This window comes from Geodermatophilus sp. SYSU D00708 (assembly GCF_054050115.1).
On sequence record NZ_JBJGYS010000014.1, the window covers coordinates 87897 to 105694 of the forward strand.

Annotated in this window: 18 protein-coding genes; 12 read left to right on the top strand and 6 right to left on the bottom strand. The window is 73.3% G+C overall.

The features are described from left to right. Positions 1–21: 21 nt before the first annotated feature. Together ACI79D_RS13585 and ACI79D_RS13590 are read right to left on the bottom strand one after the other, a co-directional pair. Entirely contained in the window at positions 22–1224 is a 1203-nt protein-coding gene (locus tag ACI79D_RS13585; RefSeq protein WP_456918951.1) for an MFS transporter, read from the bottom strand. A 164-nt stretch (positions 1225–1388) separates the two neighbouring features. Further along, complete coding sequence (locus ACI79D_RS13590; RefSeq protein WP_456918952.1) at positions 1389–2570, bottom strand: alcohol dehydrogenase catalytic domain-containing protein; 1182 nt, start codon at positions 2568–2570, stop codon at positions 1389–1391. Between the two features lie 292 nt (positions 2571–2862). Between ACI79D_RS13590 and ACI79D_RS13595 the strand changes: the two genes are divergently transcribed. The 3 genes from ACI79D_RS13595 to ACI79D_RS13605 all read left to right on the top strand — a co-directional run bounded on the left by ACI79D_RS13595 (position 2863) and on the right by ACI79D_RS13605 (position 6112). Continuing rightward, entirely contained in the window at positions 2863–3942 is a 1080-nt protein-coding gene (locus tag ACI79D_RS13595; RefSeq protein ID WP_456918953.1) for a peptidoglycan DD-metalloendopeptidase family protein, read from the top strand. Between the two features lie 160 nt (positions 3943–4102). After that, the gene (locus ACI79D_RS13600; RefSeq protein WP_456918954.1) at positions 4103–5026 is read left to right on the top strand and encodes a cation diffusion facilitator family transporter; all 924 of its coding nucleotides are present in this window, start codon (positions 4103–4105) and stop codon (positions 5024–5026) included. 126 nt (positions 5027–5152) lie between these two features. Then, the gene (locus tag ACI79D_RS13605; RefSeq protein ID WP_456918955.1) at positions 5153–6112 is read left to right on the top strand and encodes a cytochrome c oxidase assembly protein; all 960 of its coding nucleotides are present in this window, start codon (positions 5153–5155) and stop codon (positions 6110–6112) included. A gap of 115 nt (positions 6113–6227) precedes the next feature. Here ACI79D_RS13605 and ACI79D_RS13610 read toward each other — a convergent pair whose 3' ends face one another. Next, positions 6228–7823, bottom strand: coding sequence for an MFS transporter (locus ACI79D_RS13610; RefSeq protein WP_456918956.1), 1596 nt, complete (start codon positions 7821–7823; stop codon positions 6228–6230). An 83-nt stretch (positions 7824–7906) separates the two neighbouring features. Between ACI79D_RS13610 and ACI79D_RS13615 the strand changes: the two genes are divergently transcribed. The 4 genes from ACI79D_RS13615 (at position 7907) to serB (ending at position 12533) form a co-directional block, all read left to right on the top strand. Next, entirely contained in the window at positions 7907–8410 is a 504-nt protein-coding gene (locus ACI79D_RS13615; protein WP_456918957.1) for a metallophosphoesterase family protein, read from the top strand. Between the two features lie 35 nt (positions 8411–8445). Further along, positions 8446–9282 (top strand): putative RNA methyltransferase, encoded by an 837-nt coding sequence (locus tag ACI79D_RS13620; protein ID WP_456919000.1) that lies wholly within the window; start codon positions 8446–8448, stop codon positions 9280–9282. Positions 9283–9385: 103 nt separating this feature from the next. Continuing rightward, a complete protein-coding gene (gene ctaD, locus ACI79D_RS13625; RefSeq protein WP_456918958.1) occupies positions 9386–11137 on the top strand; it encodes an aa3-type cytochrome oxidase subunit I in 1752 nt (583 codons plus the stop codon). Positions 11138–11276: 139 nt separating this feature from the next. Continuing rightward, positions 11277–12533, top strand: coding sequence for a phosphoserine phosphatase SerB (gene serB, locus ACI79D_RS13630; protein ID WP_456918959.1), 1257 nt, complete (start codon positions 11277–11279; stop codon positions 12531–12533). 157 nt (positions 12534–12690) lie between these two features. On the opposite strand, the gene ACI79D_RS13635 is transcribed toward serB, so the two are convergent. Together ACI79D_RS13635 and ACI79D_RS13640 are read right to left on the bottom strand one after the other, a co-directional pair. Next, positions 12691–13266: an isochorismatase family protein gene (locus tag ACI79D_RS13635; RefSeq protein ID WP_456918960.1), complete on the bottom strand. Its 576-nt coding sequence runs from the start codon at positions 13264–13266 to the stop codon at positions 12691–12693. 17 nt (positions 13267–13283) lie between these two features. Next, positions 13284–14567, bottom strand: a complete 1284-nt coding sequence (locus ACI79D_RS13640; protein WP_456918961.1) for a nicotinate phosphoribosyltransferase — start codon at positions 14565–14567, stop codon at positions 13284–13286. A gap of 67 nt (positions 14568–14634) precedes the next feature. Between ACI79D_RS13640 and clpS the strand changes: the two genes are divergently transcribed. Beyond that, complete coding sequence (clpS, locus tag ACI79D_RS13645) at positions 14635–14931, top strand: ATP-dependent Clp protease adapter ClpS (protein WP_456918962.1); 297 nt, start codon at positions 14635–14637, stop codon at positions 14929–14931. Next, a complete protein-coding gene (locus tag ACI79D_RS13650; RefSeq protein WP_456918963.1) occupies positions 14928–15425 on the top strand; it encodes a DUF2017 family protein in 498 nt (165 codons plus the stop codon). The genes clpS and ACI79D_RS13650 overlap by 4 nt, the downstream gene beginning before the upstream one ends. Here ACI79D_RS13650 and ACI79D_RS13655 read toward each other — a convergent pair. Continuing rightward, positions 15364–15720, bottom strand: coding sequence for a hypothetical protein (locus ACI79D_RS13655; RefSeq protein WP_456918964.1), 357 nt, complete (start codon positions 15718–15720; stop codon positions 15364–15366). The genes ACI79D_RS13650 and ACI79D_RS13655 overlap by 62 nt on opposite strands. A gap of 132 nt (positions 15721–15852) precedes the next feature. Between ACI79D_RS13655 and ACI79D_RS13660 the strand changes: the two genes are divergently transcribed. From ACI79D_RS13660 to ACI79D_RS13670, 3 genes are all read left to right on the top strand, one after another. Beyond that, on the top strand, positions 15853–16326 hold the full coding sequence (locus tag ACI79D_RS13660) for a Mov34/MPN/PAD-1 family protein (RefSeq protein ID WP_456918965.1): 474 nt from the start codon (positions 15853–15855) through the stop codon (positions 16324–16326). A 172-nt stretch (positions 16327–16498) separates the two neighbouring features. Further along, complete coding sequence (locus tag ACI79D_RS13665) at positions 16499–16777, top strand: ubiquitin-like small modifier protein 1 (protein ID WP_456908608.1); 279 nt, start codon at positions 16499–16501, stop codon at positions 16775–16777. Between the two features lie 47 nt (positions 16778–16824). Further along, positions 16825–17775, top strand: a complete 951-nt coding sequence (locus ACI79D_RS13670; RefSeq protein WP_456918966.1) for a PLP-dependent cysteine synthase family protein — start codon at positions 16825–16827, stop codon at positions 17773–17775. Positions 17776–17798: the final 23 nt, after the last annotated feature.

Genomic DNA, 17798 nt, shown 5'->3' on the forward strand with positions numbered 1-17798 from the left:
CCTACCCCGGCGGTCGTGTCGTCAGGCTGCGGTCTGGCACACGGTGTCGGCCGGCCGCGGCTCGAGGGTGGCCGGGGTGACCTCGGTCCGGCCCACCGACCGGGCGAGGACGGCGATCCCGGCGCCGACCACCGCGACGACGGCGCCGACCCACATCGGCGCGGTGTAGCCCAGCCCCAGCGACAGGACCAGCGCGCCCAGGGCCGCACCGACGGCGTTTGCCACGTTGAACGCGGCCTGGTTGGCCGCCGACACCAGGCTGCCGCCCCGCACCTGCGCGGCCTCGATGACGCCGTTCTGCACGACCGGGCCCAGGGAGAACGCGATGGCCCCGAAGAGCACCAGCAGCGCCACCGCGGCGACCGGCGTCCGGGCGAGGAAGGCGAAGGCGACCAGGACGACGGCCGTGCCCACCAGCCCGACCGCGACGAACGAGAAGCCGAAGCGGTCCCCGAACCGGCCGCCGACCAGGGTGCCCACGGTGGTGCCGATGCCGAACAGCGCCAGGACCGGCGTCACCCACTCGACCGGGATGCCGCCGAGCTCGGTGAGGATCGGGCTGACGTAGCTGTAGACGGCGAACAGCGCGGCGAAGCCGACCATCGTCAGCCCCAGCACCAGCCACACCTGGCCGCGCCGGAAGGCGGCGAGCTCGCTGCGCAGGTCGCCGGGCTCGCCGAGGTCGCGGGGCAGCCAGGCGAGCAGGCCGGCGATGGTGACCAGGCCGATGGCGGCGACGGCGCCCAGCACCACCCGCCAGCTGGTCTGCTGGGCCACGAAGGTGCCGACGGGCACGCCGATCACGTTGGCCAGCGTCAGGCCGACCATCATCAGCGAGATGGCCTGGGCGGCCCGGTCGGGGGCAACCAGCCGGCGCGCGGCGACCGCGCCCACGCCGAAGAACGAGCCGTGGGCCAGCGCGGCGAGGACGCGGGCGGCGGCCAGCGTCTCGTAGGTCGGGGCCAGCGCCGACAGCGCGTTGCCGACGACGAAGACGACCATGAGGCCGACCAGCGTCTGGCGGGGCGAGAAGCGCACGCCCAGCGCGGTCAGCGTGGGGGCGCCGACGACCACGCCGATCGCGTAGGCGGAGATGAGCATGCCGACGGCGGACACCGAGACGCCGAGTCCGCCGGCGATCTCGGGCAGCATGCCCATCACGACGAACTCGGTGGTGCCGATGCCGAAGGCGCCGATGGCGAGGGCGAGCAGACCGCGGGGCACGGAGGAACTCCTGGGGGACGACGACTTCGGGTGTGGCTCGGACTGCGTCGTCCTGCCGGGGTCGGTTCCGACCCTCTCTCAGGGCAAGTCAGTGCCCCGCACAGGCATGCCCCGAACGCCGGGTGGGTCTCCTCACACCCGGCGTCCGGGGCCCGGCCGGGAAGTCAGGGCTTGAGCAGCACCTTGACCGCGCCGTCCTTCTTCTCCCGGAAGTTGGCGTAGGCCTCCGGCGCCTGCTCGAGCGGCACGTGGTGGGTGGCGAAGTCGTCCACGCCGAGGGGGTCGCCCTCGGTGAGGATCGGCAGGATGTCGGGCACCCAGCGCCACACGTTGGCCTGGCCCATGCGCAGCTGGATCTGCTTGTCGAACATCCGCATCAGCGGCAGCGGGTCGGTCGCACCGCCGTAGACGCCCGACAGCGAGATCGTCCCGCCGCGGCGGACGGCGTCGATGGCGGCGTTGAGCGCGGCCAGCCGGTCGACGCCGGCCACCTGCATGACCCGCTCCATGATCGCGTCGGGCACCACCGCGGTCGCCTTCTGCGCGATCGAGGCCAGCGGGGAGCCGTGCGCCTCCATGCCGACGGCGTCGATCACGGCGTCGGCGCCGCGGCCCTCCGTCGCGTCCTGGATGGCCTGCACGACGTCGTCCTTCCTGGTGGACCGGATGACCTCGGTGCCGCGCGCGGCGGCCCGGGCGAGCCGCTCGGGGACGATGTCGGACGCGTACACCTTCTCGATGCCCAGGTGGTGGGCGATGCGGGTGCACATGTCGCCGATCGGGCCCAGGCCGAGGACCAGCAGCGTCCCGCCCGGCGGGACGGCGGCGTACTGGACCGCCTGCCAGGCCGTGGGCAGGACGTCGGAGAGGTAGACGAAGCGGTCGTCGGGGAGCCCCGTGGGGACCTTGATCGGCAGCGTGTTGCCGAACGGCACCCGCAGGTACTCGGCCTGTCCACCGGGGACCTGCCCGTAGAGCTTCGTGTAGCCGAACAGGGACGCCCCGAAGCCCTTGTCGCGGTTCTGCGTGGTCTCGCACTGGGACTGCAGTCCCTGCGAGCACATCCAGCAGGTGCCGCAGGAGATGTTGAAGGGGACGACGACCCGGTCACCGGGCTTCACGGCGGTGACCTCGGAGCCGACCTCGCGGACGATGCCCATCGGCTCGTGGCCCATGACGTCGCCGACGGTCATGAACGGCGCCATCACCTCGATCAGGTGCAGGTCCGACCCGCAGATGCCGCTCGAGGTGACCTCGATGACGACGTCGGTGGGCTCCTGGATCGTCGGGTCCGGGACGGTGTCCACCCGGACGTCGGCACGGCCGTGCCAAGTCACTGCGCGCATGGAGTGTGCTCCTCCGGTCGGGCTGTCAAGGGCGCGATCAAGCCCCTCCTGCCCGGTCGTGACCTGCATCGCCCCTGCATCCGACCCGCCTCGGCGAGTCAATCACGCAGCGTGATGACCGATATACAAAGAGTTGAATGACAATGGTGCAACCCTGTGGTGCGGATCACGAAACTGCAGGTCAATACCCCTGTATTCCAATCACGAAACGATAACGACGTGTTTACATGGGCCCCGCCCGCTCCCCCGGGCACCGCACGACGACCCCCTGTCCCCTCCGGAAGCCAGGTGCATGACTCCGCTCCACTCCGACCGCCTCCTCACCGAGGGGCCGGTGCCCGTCCGGGGCGCTGCGACCCCCGCTGAGATCCCGGCCGCGGCCCCGTCCTCCCGGCGGCAGCCCGCGACCGAGGCGTCGACCCAGACCACCCCGACGCCGCGCACGGGGGATGCGCAGCCGTCGGGAGACCCCGCTCCTCGGACGTCCGGCGACCGGCCGGCGCGCACGCTGGCCGAGGTCACCGACCTGGCCGACCTCACGGGCCAGGCCGAGGCCGCTGCCCGCGCCGGCATCGACCTCCCCGGGGTCCGCACCGAGGACACCCGCCCGCAGGCCGGGGCCGCCGCGACCGGCGGCTCGCACGGCCGCCCTCGTCGCACGTCGCCGCCGGCGCGGCACCGCCGTCCCGCGATGTACCTCGCCGCCGCCCTCGTCGGGGCCGCCGGTCTCGGGGTGTTCTCCGTGGGTGACCGCGTTGCGCAGGCCGACGCCGAGTCGGTCAGCCGCTCGGTGAGCGTCGCCGCGGAGCTGGGCCTGGACGACCAGTCGCCGGCCGCGGTCGAGGCGTCCGACGAGGCCCGGCTGGAGGAGATGACCGCCAGCCGTACCGCGCGCGAGGCCGAGCAGGCCGCCGCCGCGCAGGCCCAGGCCGAGGCCGACCGGCTGGCCGCCGAGGCCGCCGCGGAGGCCGCCCGGCCCAAGGCCGTGCTACCCGTCGCCGGCGCCCGGCTCAGCAGCACCTTCGGGGCCCGCTGGGGCACGCTGCACGCGGGCATCGACCTCGCCGCGCCCATGATGACCCCCGAGTACGCCGCGGCAGACGGGATCGTCCTCGAGGCCGGCCCGGCCAGCGGTTACGGCAACGCCGTCTACATCCAGCACGAGAACGGCGACGTCACCGTCTACGGGCACATGGAGCAGATCCTCGTCACGCCCGGCCAGGTCGTCCGTGCCGGCGACACGATCGCGCTGCTCGGCAACCGCGGCCAGTCCACCGGTCCGCACCTGCACTTCGAGGTGCACGTCGGGGGCGTCAACGGCCAGAAGATCGACCCGCTGCCGTGGCTTCGGGAGCGCGGCGTCCAGATCTGAAGAAGGACCCCGCTGCGGGGCCGTTCCAGCACGCCGCCGAGCTCACGGCCGCCCTCGCGAGGGGGCCGTTCCAGCACGTCACCGGGCCGGGGCCACCCGCGCCGGCCGCCCGGTGGGGGAGACTGCCCGGTGTGCGGCGCGGGACGGAGGTGGGCGGCTGATGGGCCACGACCACGGCCACGCGCCTGGCCCGGCCACCGCCACGGCGCAGTACCGCCGGCGGCTGGCCGTCGTCCTCGGCCTGACCGTCGCGGTCATGGCCGCCGAGGTCGTCGGCGCCGTCGTCTCGGGGTCGCTCGCGCTGCTCGCCGACGCCGGCCACATGGCCACCGACGCGCTCGGCGTGGCACTGGCCCTGGGCGCGGTCTCCCTGGCGCAGCGGCCCGCCCGCGGACGGCGGACCTTCGGCTGGCAGCGGGTGGAGATCCTCGCCGCGGTCGCCAACGGCCTGCTGCTGGTCGGGGTGGCCGGCTACGTGGTGGTGGAGGCGGTCCGCCGCATCGGTGACGCGCCGGAGATCGGCTCGGGCGTCATGCTGGCCGTCGCCGCGGCCGGCCTCGTGGTCAACCTCGGTGGCCTGGCCCTGCTGCACCGCGGCCGGAGGGACTCGCTCAACGTCCGCGGCGCCTACCTCGAGGTGCTCGGCGACGCGCTCGGCTCGGTCGCGGTCATCGTCGCCGCCGTCGTCGTCGCCACGACCGGCTGGACCCCCGCCGACACCGTGGCGTCCCTGGTCATCGCCGCGCTGGTGCTGCCCCGCGCCTGGTCGCTGCTCCGGGAGGCCGTGGACGTGCTCCTGGAGGCCGCGCCCCGCGGGGTCGACCTCGACGAGGTGCGGGCGCACATCCTCGGTGTCGACGGCGTCCTCGACGTCCACGACCTGCACGCCTGGACCATCACCTCAGGCCTGCCGGTTCTCTCCGCGCACGTCGTCGTCACCGACGAGGCGCTCGAGGCCGGGCACGGGGGACGGGTGCTCGATGCCCTCTGCGCCTGCCTGGGCAGCCACTTCGACGTCGAGCACTGCACATTCCAGCTGGAGGCCGAGGCGCACGCCGGGCACGAGGCGCCGGTCCACGAGTAAGGGGAAGGACCACCCTTCCCCCCACGCCTCGCAGGCTCGGCGCGGGCCCCTGAAGGGTGGCCGTTCCAGAACGTGACCAAGTGGGAGAGTGGACCCACCAGCACGGCACGGCAGGAGGCGCACTCGGTGGAGCACGGTCACCACTCGGGCATGTGGGTGCCCGCGGAACCACCGACCTGGGGGCGGATGTTCCTGCCGCACCTGGAGCCGTGGTCGGTGCTCGCCGTCCTGAGCCTGCTCGGGCTGGTCGGCTACCTGGCGGCGCTGGTGGTGCTGCGCCGGTCGGGGGTGACGTGGCCGTGGTGGCGGACGGCGTCGTGGATCGCCGGCTGCCTGTCGCTGTTCGGGGTCACCGGCACCTGGCTCAACGGCTACAGCATGGTGCTGTTCAGCGTGCACATGGCCCAGCACATGGTGCTGTCGATGATCTCGCCGCTGCTGCTGCTCATCGGCGCCCCGGTGACGCTCGCGCTGCGCACGCTGCCCCGCGGGAAGGGGCTGGCCGGCGTTCCGCGGGCGCTGCTGCTCGACGCCCTGCACAGCCGCGTGGCGCGGTTCCTCTCGCACCCGCTGTTCACGCTGCCGCTGTTCCTCGGCAGCCTCTACGGGGTCTACTTCACGCCGCTGTTCGACGCGCTCATGGGCAACCCCGTGGGGCACCAGTTCATGCTGGCCCACTTCACCGTGACCGGGCTGCTGTTCTTCGGGCCGATCCTCGCCCAGGACCCCTGGCCGCGGACCATGGGCCACGGCGGCCGGATGCTTGAGCTGCTCATCCCGATGCCGCTGCACGCGTTCTTCGGCGTGGCGATCATGATGGCCGGCGCGCTGGTGGTGGAGACCTTCGCGGTGCCACCGGCCGGCTGGGGCGTCGACCCGCTCAGCGACCAGTCGACCGCCGGCAGCATCGCGTGGTCCTTCGGCGAGCTGCCGACGGTGTTCGTGATGGCGATCGTGCTCTTCTCGTGGATAGGCTCGGAGGACCGCAAGGGCAGGCGGCTCGACCGTGCCGCCGTCCGCACCGAGGACGCCGAGCTCCAGGCATACAACGCCCGCCTGCGGGCGCTCGCCGCCCGGGACGGCTGAGTCCGTCGCCCCCTCTCCGCGATGATCATGGGGTTGTTGCCCGCTCCCACGGCGTGTCCCGCCGTGTCGCCGGCAACAACCCCATGATCAACTGCGGGGGAGGGGTGGAGCGAGCTCAGCCCACGTGGACGACGGCGTCGCCCTCCGCGGGCAGGTCGTCCTTGGTGGCCTTGATCAGCACCGCCGCGACGACGGCGCCCAGCACCAGCAGGCCGGCCGCCCAGGTGAAGGCGGTCGTGTAGCCCTCGACCTGCGCGGTCAGGCCGAGCGCCGGGTCCTGCGGGTTCGCCCCCGAGGTCAGCGCGTCGGCGGTGTAGGCGCTGATCGCACCGACCGACAGCGAGGCCAGGACGGCGGTGCCGATGGAGGCACCCACCTGCTGGGTGGCGTTGAGCATGGCGCTGGCCGCGCCCGCGTCGTGCTCACCCGCACCGACCAGCGCCAGGTTCGACAGCGGCACGAAGGTGAACCCGAGGCCCAGGCCGAGCAGCAGCTGGCCCGGGAAGGGCAGCTGCCAGAAGCCCGTGTCGAGGCCGACGAAGGACAGCGTGAACAGTCCGGCGGCGGCGAGCAGCCCGCCCAGGACCATGAGCGGCTTCGGCCCGACCCGCGGCACCAGGGCGCTGGCCGCACCGGCGGAGATGAACACGCCCAGCGTCGTCGGTAGCGAGGCGAGGCCGGCGACCACCGGCTCGTAGCCGAGGACCTGCTGGAAGTACAGGCTCAGGAAGAAGAACGCCCCGATGAGCCCGGCGCCCACCAGCGTCGAGGTCAGGTAGGCCCCGCCGCGGTTGCGGTCGAGGACGATGCGCATCGGCAGCAGGGGGTTGCGGGTGCGCAGCTCCAGCAGGACGAACAGCGCCAGCAGCACCAGGCCGCCGACGATGAAGACCCAGGCGAGCCCGTCGGTCCACCCGCTCTCCGGCGTGACGAGCGTGGGGCTGCCCTGGGCCGCGGCCCGCGCGTTGGCCTCCGCGGCCTCGATGGAGTTGGTCTGCGAGGCCTCCGCGACGCGGGTGAAGCCGTAGACGATCGAGGCCAGGCCGAGGGTCACCAGCACCGCGCCGGGGATGTCGTAGCGCGTGTCTCCCGGGGCCTTGCTCTCCGGGACGATCGGGATGGCCAGCACGACGGCGAGCAGCGCGACGGGCAGGTTCACCCAGAAGCACCAGCGCCAGTCGGCGTACTCGGTGAGCACACCGCCCAGCAGCAGGCCGACCGCCGAGCCACCGCCGGCGATGGCGCCGTAGACGCCGAAGGCCTTGGCCCGCTCCTTGGGGTCGGTGAACAGCACGGTGAGCAGCGCCAGCGACGCCGGGGCCAGCAGGGCGCCGAAGACGCCCTGCAGCGCCCGGGCGGCGAACAGCATGCCCTCGTTCTGGGCGATGCCGCCGAGCGCGGAGGCGATGGCGAAGCCGGCCGCGCCGACCAGGTAGGTGCGCTTGCGGCCCCAGAAGTCGGCGATCCGGCCGCCCAGGAGCAGGAAGCCGCCGAAGGTCAGGGTGTAGGCGGTGACGATCCACTGCTGGGTGGCCGCGGTGATGCCCAGGTCGGCCGAGACCGCGGGCAGCGCGATGTTGACGATGGTCGCGTCGAGGATGACCAGCAGGACGGTCATGGCGATGACCCCCAGGGCCAGCCACCGCCTCGGGTACGGCTCCTCGCCGACGTGGCCGGCGCCGGAGGCGCGCGTGGACGTGGGGTCAGTCATGGGGGAGTCCTCGAGAGGTCGTGCGGGAGTGGGGCGACGGCGTCGTCGGCTGCCGCAAGATATCCGCCTGCGAGCATGGGTACGTGCCGTTTTCCCTGGTGTTCACCGCGGACACGCACGTCCCCAAGCGCGCGCGTGACCTACCTCATGCCCTGTGGGCGGCCATCGACGCGGCCGACGTCGTCGTGCACGCCGGCGACTGGGTGGACGTGGCGCTGCTCGACCGCATCGAGGAGCGCGCCCGCCGGCTGGTCGCGGTGTACGGCAACAACGACCACGGGGCGCTGCGCGAGCGGCTCCCCGAGGTGGCCCGCGCCGAGCTCGCGGGCATCCGGCTGGCCGTCGTCCACGAGACCGGTGACAAGAAGGGCCGCGAGGCCCGCTGCGCGGCCCGCTTCCCGGACGCCGACCTGCTGGTGTTCGGGCACAGCCACATCCCCTGGGACACCACCGCCGCCACCGGCCTGCGGCTGCTCAACCCGGGATCGCCGACCGACCGCCGCCGCCAGCCGCACGGCACCTTCGTCACGGCCGTCGCCGCCGACGGCGCGCTGCACGAGGTGACCTTCCACCCGGTCGCCCGGTGACCGCCGGACCCGGCAGCCGGCGGCCGTGGCCTCCCGTGGCGGTGGACCTGCTGGCCTGCCCGGTCTGCGGCGGACCGCTCGCGGCGCTGCCCGGCGGCAGCGGTCTGCGCTGTCCCGCCGGGCACGCCTTCGACCGCGCGCGGCAGGGGCAGGTCACCCTGCTGCCACCCGGGCACGTGCCGCCGTCCGGCGACACGGCGGAGATGGTCGCCGACCGGGTGGCCTTCCTCGCCGCGGGGCACTACCGCGGGATCACCCACGCCCTGGGGGACGCCGTCCTCGCGGAGCCGTGCCCGCCGGCGACCCTGCTCGACCTCGGCGGTGGCACCGGGCACCACCTGGCCGGCGTCCTCGACCGGCTGCCCGACGCGGTCGGCGTCGTCCTGGACTCCTCGCGGTACGCCGCGCGCCGGGCGGCCGCTGCCCACCTGCGGGCACTGGCGGTCGTCGCCGACGCCTGGGCGCGGCTGCCGGTGCGGGATGCCGCCGTGGACCGGGTGCTGGTGGTGTTCGCCCCCCGCAACGGCCCGGAGATCGCCCGGGTCCTGCGGCCGGGCGGCCGCCTCGTCGTCGTCACCCCCGCCGCCGACCACCTCGCGGAGCTGGTCGGGCCGCTGGGGCTGCTGCGCGTCGACCCCGAGAAGGGACGGCGGCTGGCCGCCACCCTGGAGCCGCACCTGCGCCAGGTGGCGGCCGGGGAGCACCGGGAGCGGCTGGAGCTCGACCGGGCGGCGGTGCGGACGCTGGTGGGCATGGGGCCGCACGCGCGGCACCTCGCTCCGGAGGCGCTGGCGACGGCGGTCGCCGGCCTGCCGGAGTCCTCCCCGGTGACCGTGTCGGTGGACCTCACCACGTGGGCCCGCGCCGGGTGACCGGTGAGTCCGGTCACGGCCCGGTCACGGCGCAGCGGCCCTGACCGGCGCGCCCGCCCCCATCGCCGGGAGGTGTCGGACAGGCACCGCTTATGCTGCGACGGTGACGATCGCACCGGCGCCGATCGTGAGCCGGCCGAGCCCGGCTCGCGAGGTCGAGAAGGGCTCGCGGCTCTCGAACCTGCTGCGGACCACCGACCACAAGACCATCGGCCTCATGTACCTGGCCACCTCGTTCGCATGGTTCATGGTGGGCGGGCTCATGGCCCTCCTCATGCGCGGCGAGCTGGCCCGGCCGGGGCTGCAGTTCCTCTCGCCCGAGCAGTACAACCAGCTGTTCACCATGCACGGCACGGTGATGCTGCTGTTCTTCGCGACGCCGCTGTTCTTCGCGTTCGCGAACCTGATCATGCCGCTGCAGATCGGCGCGCCGGACGTCGCCTTCCCGCGGCTGAACGCCTTCTCCTACTGGCTGTTCCTCTTCGGCAGCACGATCGCGGTGTCGGGCTTCCTGACCCCCGCCGGGGCGGCCGACTTCGGCTGGACGGCCTACACGCCGCTGTCCGACGTCACCAACAGCCCGGGTGCCGGTGCCGACCTGTGGATCGCCGGCCTGGCCGTCTCCGGCCTGGGCACGATCCTCGGTGGCGTCAACTTCATCGCGACGATCGTCTGCCTGCGCGCGCCGGGCATGACCTTGTTCCGGATGCCGATCTTCACCTGGAACGCGCTGGTCACCAGCGTGCTGATCCTGCTGGCGTTCCCGATCCTGACCGCGGCGCTGTTCGCCCTGCTGGCCGACCGGCAGCTCGGGGCGCTGGTGTACTCCGAGGAGAACGGGGGCGCCATGCTGTGGCAGCACCTGTTCTGGTTCTTCGGCCACCCCGAGGTGTACATCATCGCGCTGCCGTTCTTCGGGATCATCACCGAGATCATCCCGGTGTTCGCCCGCAAGCCGCTGTTCGGCTACAAGGGCATGGTCTTCGCGACGCTGGCCATCGGTGGCCTGTCGCTGACCGTCTGGGCGCACCACATGTACGCCACCGGCGCGGTGCTGCTGCCCTTCTTCGCCTTCCTGACCTACCTCATCGCCGTGCCGACCGGCATCAAGTTCTTCAACTGGATCGGCACCATGTGGCGGGGTCAGATGACCTTCGAGACGCCGATGCTGTTCTCCATCGGCTTCATGGTCACCTTCCTCCTGGGCGGCCTGACCGGCGTACTCCTGGCCAGCCCGCCGCTGGACTGGCACGTGTCCGACACCTACTTCGTCGTGGCGCACTTCCACTACGTGGTCTTCGGCACCGTCGTGTTCGCCGCCTACGCCGGCATCTACTTCTGGTTCCCGAAGATGTGCGGCCGGATGATGGACGAGCGGCTGGGCAAGCTGCACTTCTGGCTGACCTTCATCGGCTTCCACGGCACCTTCCTCGTCCAGCACTGGCTGGGCAACGAGGGCATGCCGCGCCGGTACGCCAACTACCTGCCCACCGACGGGTTCACCACGCTGAACACGGTCTCGACGATCTTCTCGTTCGTGCTCGGCGCGTCGACCATCCCGTTCCTCTACAACGTCTTCAAGTCCTGGCGGTTCGGGCCGCTGGCGCTGCGCGACGACCCCTGGGGCCACGGCAACTCGCTGGAGTGGGCGACGTCGTCCCCGCCGCCGCGGCACAACTTCCTGGAGATCCCGCGGATCCGGTCCGAGCGCCCGGCGTTCGAGGCGCACTACCCGCACCTCGCCGAGCGCCTGGAGCGGGAGGCCCACGCGGGGAAGCGGCACGAGCCGTACGCCGGGGAGATCGGCCTCACCGCCGGCGGTCGGCAGGGGAGCAGGGACCCCGACCCCACCTGAGGAAGGACCCCGTCCTCCCCACCCTGCGCACGCTCAGGGCGGGGCCCGGGACGGGGCCGCTCCCCGGAAGTGCAGCGACAGCGACGCCCCGTCGGCCCCGGCCGGCGGGGCGTCGCCGCGTGTGCGGCACGATGAGGACGTGCCGCTCGACCCCGCCCCCCGCACGCCGCCGGACCCCCGCCCCGAGACGCCCCGGGCCCTGCTGACCGTCACCGGGGTGGACCGGCCCGGGGTCACCGCGCGGCTGTTCGCCGCGCTGGCCGAGGCCGGCGACGGGCGGCGGGCCATCGAGGTGGTCGACGTGGAGCAGGTCGTCGTGCACGGCCAGCTGGTGCTCGGCGTGGAGGTCACCGCCGTGCGGCTAGACGGCGGCCCGCCGGTCGACGACGCGGCGTTCCTCGCCCGGCTCGCGCGGCTGGCCGCCGAGGTCGCCGACGCCACGGGCATGCAGGTGCAGGTGGACTCCGTGGACGAGGAGAAGCGGTCCAACAGCCGGGCACACCACGTGATCGTGCTGGGCCGGCCGGTCCCGCCGGCCGCGGTCGCCGGAGCCGCCTCCGCCGTCGCCGGGCTCGGTGGCAACATCGACGCCATCCGCCGGCTCTCGGACTACCCGGTGGTGAGCTTCGAGCTCACCGTCTCCGGCGCCGAGGCCACCGAGCTGCGCACGGCGCTCGCCTCGGTGGCGTCCCGGACCGGCGCCGACATCGCCGTCGAGCAGGTCGGCCTGACCCGGCGCAGCAAGCGGCTCATCGTGCTCGACGTCGACTCCACCCTGGTCCGCGGCGAGGTCATCGACGAGCTGGCCGCACGGGCCGGCCGGGCGGCGGAGGTCGCCCGCATCACCGCCGCGGCGATGAACGGCGAGCTCGACTTCGCCGAGTCGCTGCGGGCCCGCGTGGCCGCGCTGGCCGGGCTGCCGGTGGAGGTGCTCGACGAGGTGCGCGAGGCGCTGGTGCTCACCCCGGGGGCCCGCACGCTGATCCGCACCCTCAAGCGGCTGGGGTTCCGCTGCGGCGTCGTCAGCGGTGGCTTCACGCAGATCACCGACCCGCTCGCCGAGCAGCTGGGCCTGGACTTCGCCGCGGCCAACACCCTCGAGGTGGCCGACGGCAAGCTCACCGGCGGGCTGGTGGGGGAGATCGTCGACCGCGCCGGGAAGGCCCGCGCGCTGGCCCGCTTCGCCGACCAGTACGGCATCCCGCTGGACCAGACGGTGGCCGTCGGCGACGGCGCCAACGACCTCGACATGCTCAACGCGGCCGGGTTGGGCATCGCCTTCAACGCCAAGCCCTACGTCCGCGAGCAGGCGCACACCGCGCTCAACCAGCCCTACCTGGACGCCGTCCTGCAGGTGCTGGGCTTCACCCGCGACGAGGTCCTCGACGCGACGTGAGCGATGGCATCGTCGCCCTCCGGGCGACGCCGCGGCCAGTGCCGTGCCCTGCGCCGTCGAGCCGCTGCCCGTGTCCCGGTCGGGAGGCCGTCCGGGCCCCCGCGACCGGTCCACACGGCTGTCTGCCGTCCCGACCCAGGAGCGTCGTCGCCGTTTCTCAGCCGGCGCGGTGCACGGCACCCTCGAGTTCCACGCCGGCGGCGCGCAGCTGGGCCAGGGCGGCGTCGGTGGTCTCCGGGGCCACGCCCGCGGTGAGGGCCAGGAGCACGCGGGTGGTGAAGCCCTCGCGGACGGCGTCGAGCGCGGTGGCCCGCACGCAGTGGTCGGTGGCGATGCCGACGACGTCCACGGCGTCGACCCCGCGCCCGCGCAGCCAGTCGGCCAGCAGCACGCCGTCCGCACTGCCCTCGAAGCCGGAGTAGGCCGCGGAGTAGTGGCCCTTGTCGAAGACCGCCGCGATCGGCTGCCGGTCCAGCCGCGGGTGCAGCTCGACCCCGTGGCTGCCGGCCACGCAGTGGGCCGGCCAGGTCCCGACGAAGTCCGGCTCCTCGTGGAAGTGGTCGCCGGGGTCGATGTGGTGGTCGCGGGTGGCCACAACGTGGGCGTACTCGCCGGCGTGCTCCTGGACGTGCGCGCTGATCGCGGCGGCGACCGCCGTCCCGCCGGCGACCGCGAGGCTGCCGCCCTCGCAGAAGTCGTTCTGCACGTCGACGACCACCAGTGCGCGGGACATCGCGGTTCCTCCCCGGGTCAGGACGTGATCGTCTCGATGGCGCAGTCCCCGCGGGAGAGCGCCCAGGCCTCCTGCGGCAGCGCCGCGCGCACCCGCTCGTGGTGGGCGCGCGCCTCGGCCAGCGCCTCGGTCGGCGTGGCCGAGCTCAGCACGGTGCCGCCCTTCACCAGCGGGACGACGAGGTCGCGGTCGCCGTCCCGGGGATCGATCGGCGCGCTGCTGATGACCTCCGCGGTCGCCGTCCCGGAGTCGTCGTGCCGGCGGACGGCGTGCTTGCGGCCGCCGACGGAGTTCTTGCCCTCGCTCTTCTTGGCGACCGGGACCCCGTCGCGCTCGACCAGCTTGTAGACCATCCCGGCGGTGGGGGCGCCCGAGCCGGTCACCAGCGAGGTGCCCACGCCGTAGCCGTCGACCGGCGCGGCCATGAGCCCGGCGATGGCGTACTCGTCGAGGTCGCTGGTGACGATAATCTTCGTGCCGGTCGCGCCCAGGGAGTCGAGCAGCTCCCGCGCGTGCGTGGCCAGGGTGGGCAGGTCGCCGGAGTCCAGCCGGATCGCGCCCAGCTCCGGGCCGGCCACCTCGACGGCGGTGCGGATGCCACGGTCGACGTCGTAGGTGTCGACCAGCAGCGTCGTCCCGACGCCGAGGGCGGCGACCTGCGCGCGGAAGGCGGAGGCCTCGTCGTCGTGCAGCAGGGTGAAGGCGTGCGCGCTGGTGCCGGTGGTGGGCACGCCGTAGCGGCGGCCGGCCTCGAGGTTGGACGTCGCCCGGAAGCCGACCAGGTGCGCGGCCCGCGCGGCGGCGACGGCGGCCTCCTCGTGGGTGCGCCGCGAGCCCATCTCGATGCACGGCCGCTCGCAGGCGGCGCCGACCATGCGGGCGGCGGCCGACGCGATCGCGCTGTCGTGGTTGAGGATCGACAGGATCAGCGTCTCCAGCAACACCCCCTCGGCGAACGACGCCCGCACGGTGAGCACGGGGGAGGCCGGGAAGAACAGCTCGCCCTCGGCGTAGCCCTCGACGTCCCCGCTGAAGGAGAAGTCGGCCAGCCAGTCCAGCAGGCGGGTGTCGGTGAGGCCCTGGTCCCGCAGCGACGCGACGTCCTCGTCGGAGAAGCGGAACCGGGGGAGCTGCTCCAGCAGCCGCCCGGTGCCGGCCACCACGCCGTAGCGGCGACCGTGCGGCAGGCGGCGGGCGAAGACCTCGAAGACGCAGTCGCGGTCGGCGGTGCCGTCGGCGAGTGCGGCGGCGACCATCGTCAGCTCGTACCGGTCGGTGAGCAGCGCGGAACCCGTCGACATGGCCACCGAGCCTAGGCCGGTGGCGCGGCGGCGACTCGGCGAGCTGCCCGCGTCCTAAGGTGAGGGGGTGGCCGGACCCCTCGCGCCCACACGGACGCCCGAAGAGACCGCCGAGGAGCGCGGCGACCTCGACCGGCCGTGGGTGACCATCGTCTGGAACGACCCGGTCAACCTGATGAGCTACGTGACCTTCGTGCTGCAGGAGCTGTTCGGCTACGACGAGCCGACGGCGACCACGCTGATGCTGCAGGTGCACCACGAGGGCAAGGCGATCGTCAGCTCCGGCCCACGGGAGCGGATGGAACACGACACCAGCCGGCTGCACGCCTACGGGCTGTGGGCCAGCTTCCAGCGCGACGCATGAGGCCGTTCCGCCGCAGGGGGGACGACGTGGTGGCCCGGCTCGAACCGGCCGAGGCCCACATCGTGACGCTGCTCCTCGACCAGCTCGAGCAGCTGCTCGCCGCCGACACCAGCGACGTCAGCGGGGACCCGGTGATCGCCCGGCTGCTGCCCACGGGGCACCGCGGGGACCCCGAGCTCGCCGCCGACTTCCGCGAGATGACCGAGTCGGCGCTGCGCTCGGGCAAGACCGACGACCTGGCCACCGTGCGGGCCACCCTGCCGCCGGACGGCGGGCCGGTGCGGCTCGACCCCGACCAGGCGGCGGCGTGGCTGCGGACCAGCAACGACCTGCGGCTGGCGCTGGGCACCCGGCTCGACGTCACCGAGGACACCGAGCCGCCGGAGGACCTCGGCAGCGACGAGGGCCAGCAGCTCGCGGTCTACTACTGGCTCACCGGCCTGCAGGGGTCGCTCGTCGACGCACTCGCCGCCGGTCGCGCCGGCCGAAGGTGAGCAGCACCAGCGCCACGAGCAGCGCGTCGAGGGTGAACAGGACGTAGACCATCCCGTGCAGCTCGACGTCCCGCAGCAGCGCGCCGACGGCGGAGACGAGCACGACCGCCGAGAGCGCGAAGACCAGCAGCACCACCAGCGAGCGCAGGGTGACCAGCAGCACCAGGGAGGCCCGGTCGGCACCGACGTCGCTGCTGTAGTGGCCGCTGCGGCGCCGCAGCCCGCCGAGCCCGAGCATCAGGGCGGGCGGGGCCATCAGCAGGACGCCGACGGCGACGAGCAGCGAGGAGACCACGAGAGGGCACCGTATCGGGCGGTCCCGGCCGGGCCCCGCACGAGCCTGGGAACGTCCTGGAACGGCCCCCTGCAGGGGCCCGCTCCGAGCCCGCGAGCGGTGGGGGGCAGGGGGTCCTTCTAGACTGGAGCCGTGCTGCGCATCGACCGCGCGACCTACGACGCCATCGTGGCCCACGCCCGGGAAGACCACCCGGACGAGGCCTGTGGCGTCGTCGCCGGCCCCGAGGGCAGCGACCGCCCCGAGCGATTCATCCCGATGCTCAACGCGGCGCGGTCGCCCACGTTCTACGAGTTCGACTCCGGAGACCTGCTCAAGCTCTACCGGGAGATGGACGACCGGGACGAGGAGCCGGTGGTCATCTACCACTCGCACACCGCCACCGAGGCGTACCCGTCGCGCACCGACATCAGCTACGCGTCCGAGCCCAACGCGCACTACGTGCTGGTCTCCACGCGGCACCACGGTGCGCAGACCGGGCTGGCCGGCGACGACGTCGAGTTCCGCAGTTTCCGCATCGTCGACGGCGAGGTCACCGAGGAGGACGTCGAGGTCGTCGAGTCCTACCTGTTCGGCCACTCGCCGACCACCGTCGTCTACGACTGAGGAACACCCCCCGTCCCCCCACGCCTCGCACGCTCGGCGCGGGACCCTGGACGGGGCCGGCCGACGGGGCTCAGGAATGCCCCGCGGCGACCGGGCGTTGCCCGACCAGACGCACGGCTCGCTGCCCATCAGCGGGCCCGCCACCCCCACATCCCGAGGAGATCAGCACGCCATGGCCATCGAGGTCCGGATCCCGACCATCCTGCGCACCCACACCGGCGGCAACAAGACCGTCGAGGGCACCGGGGACACCCTGGCCGCGCTCGTCGACGACCTCGACGCCAAGCACCCGGGCCTGAAGAACCGCCTGGTCACCGAGGACGGCAAGCTGCACCGCTTCGTCAACGTCTACGTCAACGACGAGGACGTCCGCTTCACCGGCGCGCTCGACACCCAGGTCAAGGACGGCGACTCGGTGACGATCCTCCCGGCGGTCGCCGGCGGCTGCTGAGCGCTCCGCTCGGCCCGCCCCCGCCCGTCTCCCGGAAGAGCACTCCCATGGCCCGCTTCGCCTCACTCGTCGACTCGCTCGGCAACACCCCGCTCGTGGGGCTGCCGAACCTGTCGCCGTCCCCTGACGTCCGGCTGTGGGCCAAGCTCGAGGACCACAACCCCACCGGCTCGATCAAGGACCGCGCGGCGATCTCGATGATCGAGGCGGCCGAGAAGGAGGGGAAGCTCAAGCCGGGCGACACCATCCTCGAGCCGACCAGCGGCAACACCGGGATCTCGCTGGCGATGGTCGCCCGCCAGCGGGGGTACCGGCTGATCTGCGTGATGCCGGAGAACACCTCGATCGAGCGGCGTCAGCTGCTGGAGATGTACGGCGCGCAGATCATCAGCTCCCCTGCGGCCGGCGGTTCCAACCAGGCCGTCGCCGTCGCCAAGGGGCTGGCCGCCGAGCACGACGACTGGGTGATGCTCTACCAGTACGGCAACCCGGCCAACGCCGAGGCGCACTACACCGGCACCGGCCCGGAGATCCTCGCCGACCTGCCCTCGATCACCCACTTCGTCGCCGGCCTGGGCACCACCGGCACCCTCATGGGGGTCTCCCGCTACCTGCGGGAGAAGAAGCCCGACGTCCGGGTGATCGCCGCCGAGCCGCGCTACGGCGAGCTGGTCTACGGCCTGCGCAACATCGACGAGGGCTTCGTGCCCGAGCTCTACGACCCGACGCTGCTGGACTCCCGGTTCAGCGTCGGGCCGCAGGACGCCGTCCGCCGCACCCGCCAGCTGGTGGAGCAGGAGGGCATCTTCGCCGGGATCTCCACCGGCGCGATCCTGCACGCGGCGCTGGGCATCGCCGACAAGGAGGTGGCGGCCGGGCGCAAGGCCGACATCGTCTTCATCGTCTGCGACGGCGGCTGGAAGTACCTCTCCACCGGTGCGTACGCCGGCACCCTCGAGGAGGCGACCTCCGCGCTCGAGGGTCAGCTCTGGGCCTGAGCCGGGTTCCGCTGTGGGTTTCG

What these genes read in the sequence shown, in the direction of transcription:
- ACI79D_RS13670 (WP_456918966.1), top strand. Translation starts at nt 16,825, where the DNA reads ATGGCCCGCTTCGCCTCACTCGTCGACTCGCTCGGCAACACCCCGCTC.
- ACI79D_RS13600 (WP_456918954.1), top strand. Translation starts at nt 4,103, where the DNA reads ATGGGCCACGACCACGGCCACGCGCCTGGCCCGGCCACCGCCACGGCG.
- ACI79D_RS13650 (WP_456918963.1), top strand. Translation starts at nt 14,928, where the DNA reads ATGAGGCCGTTCCGCCGCAGGGGGGACGACGTGGTGGCCCGGCTCGAA.
- ACI79D_RS13640 (WP_456918961.1), bottom strand. Translation starts at nt 14,567, where the DNA reads ATGTCGACGGGTTCCGCGCTGCTCACCGACCGGTACGAGCTGACGATG.
- ACI79D_RS13665 (WP_456908608.1), top strand. Translation starts at nt 16,499, where the DNA reads ATGGCCATCGAGGTCCGGATCCCGACCATCCTGCGCACCCACACCGGC.
- ACI79D_RS13590 (WP_456918952.1), bottom strand. Translation starts at nt 2,570, where the DNA reads ATGCGCGCAGTGACTTGGCACGGCCGTGCCGACGTCCGGGTGGACACC.
- ACI79D_RS13610 (WP_456918956.1), bottom strand. Translation starts at nt 7,823, where the DNA reads ATGACTGACCCCACGTCCACGCGCGCCTCCGGCGCCGGCCACGTCGGC.
- ACI79D_RS13595 (WP_456918953.1), top strand. Translation starts at nt 2,863, where the DNA reads ATGACTCCGCTCCACTCCGACCGCCTCCTCACCGAGGGGCCGGTGCCC.
- ACI79D_RS13635 (WP_456918960.1), bottom strand. Translation starts at nt 13,266, where the DNA reads ATGTCCCGCGCACTGGTGGTCGTCGACGTGCAGAACGACTTCTGCGAG.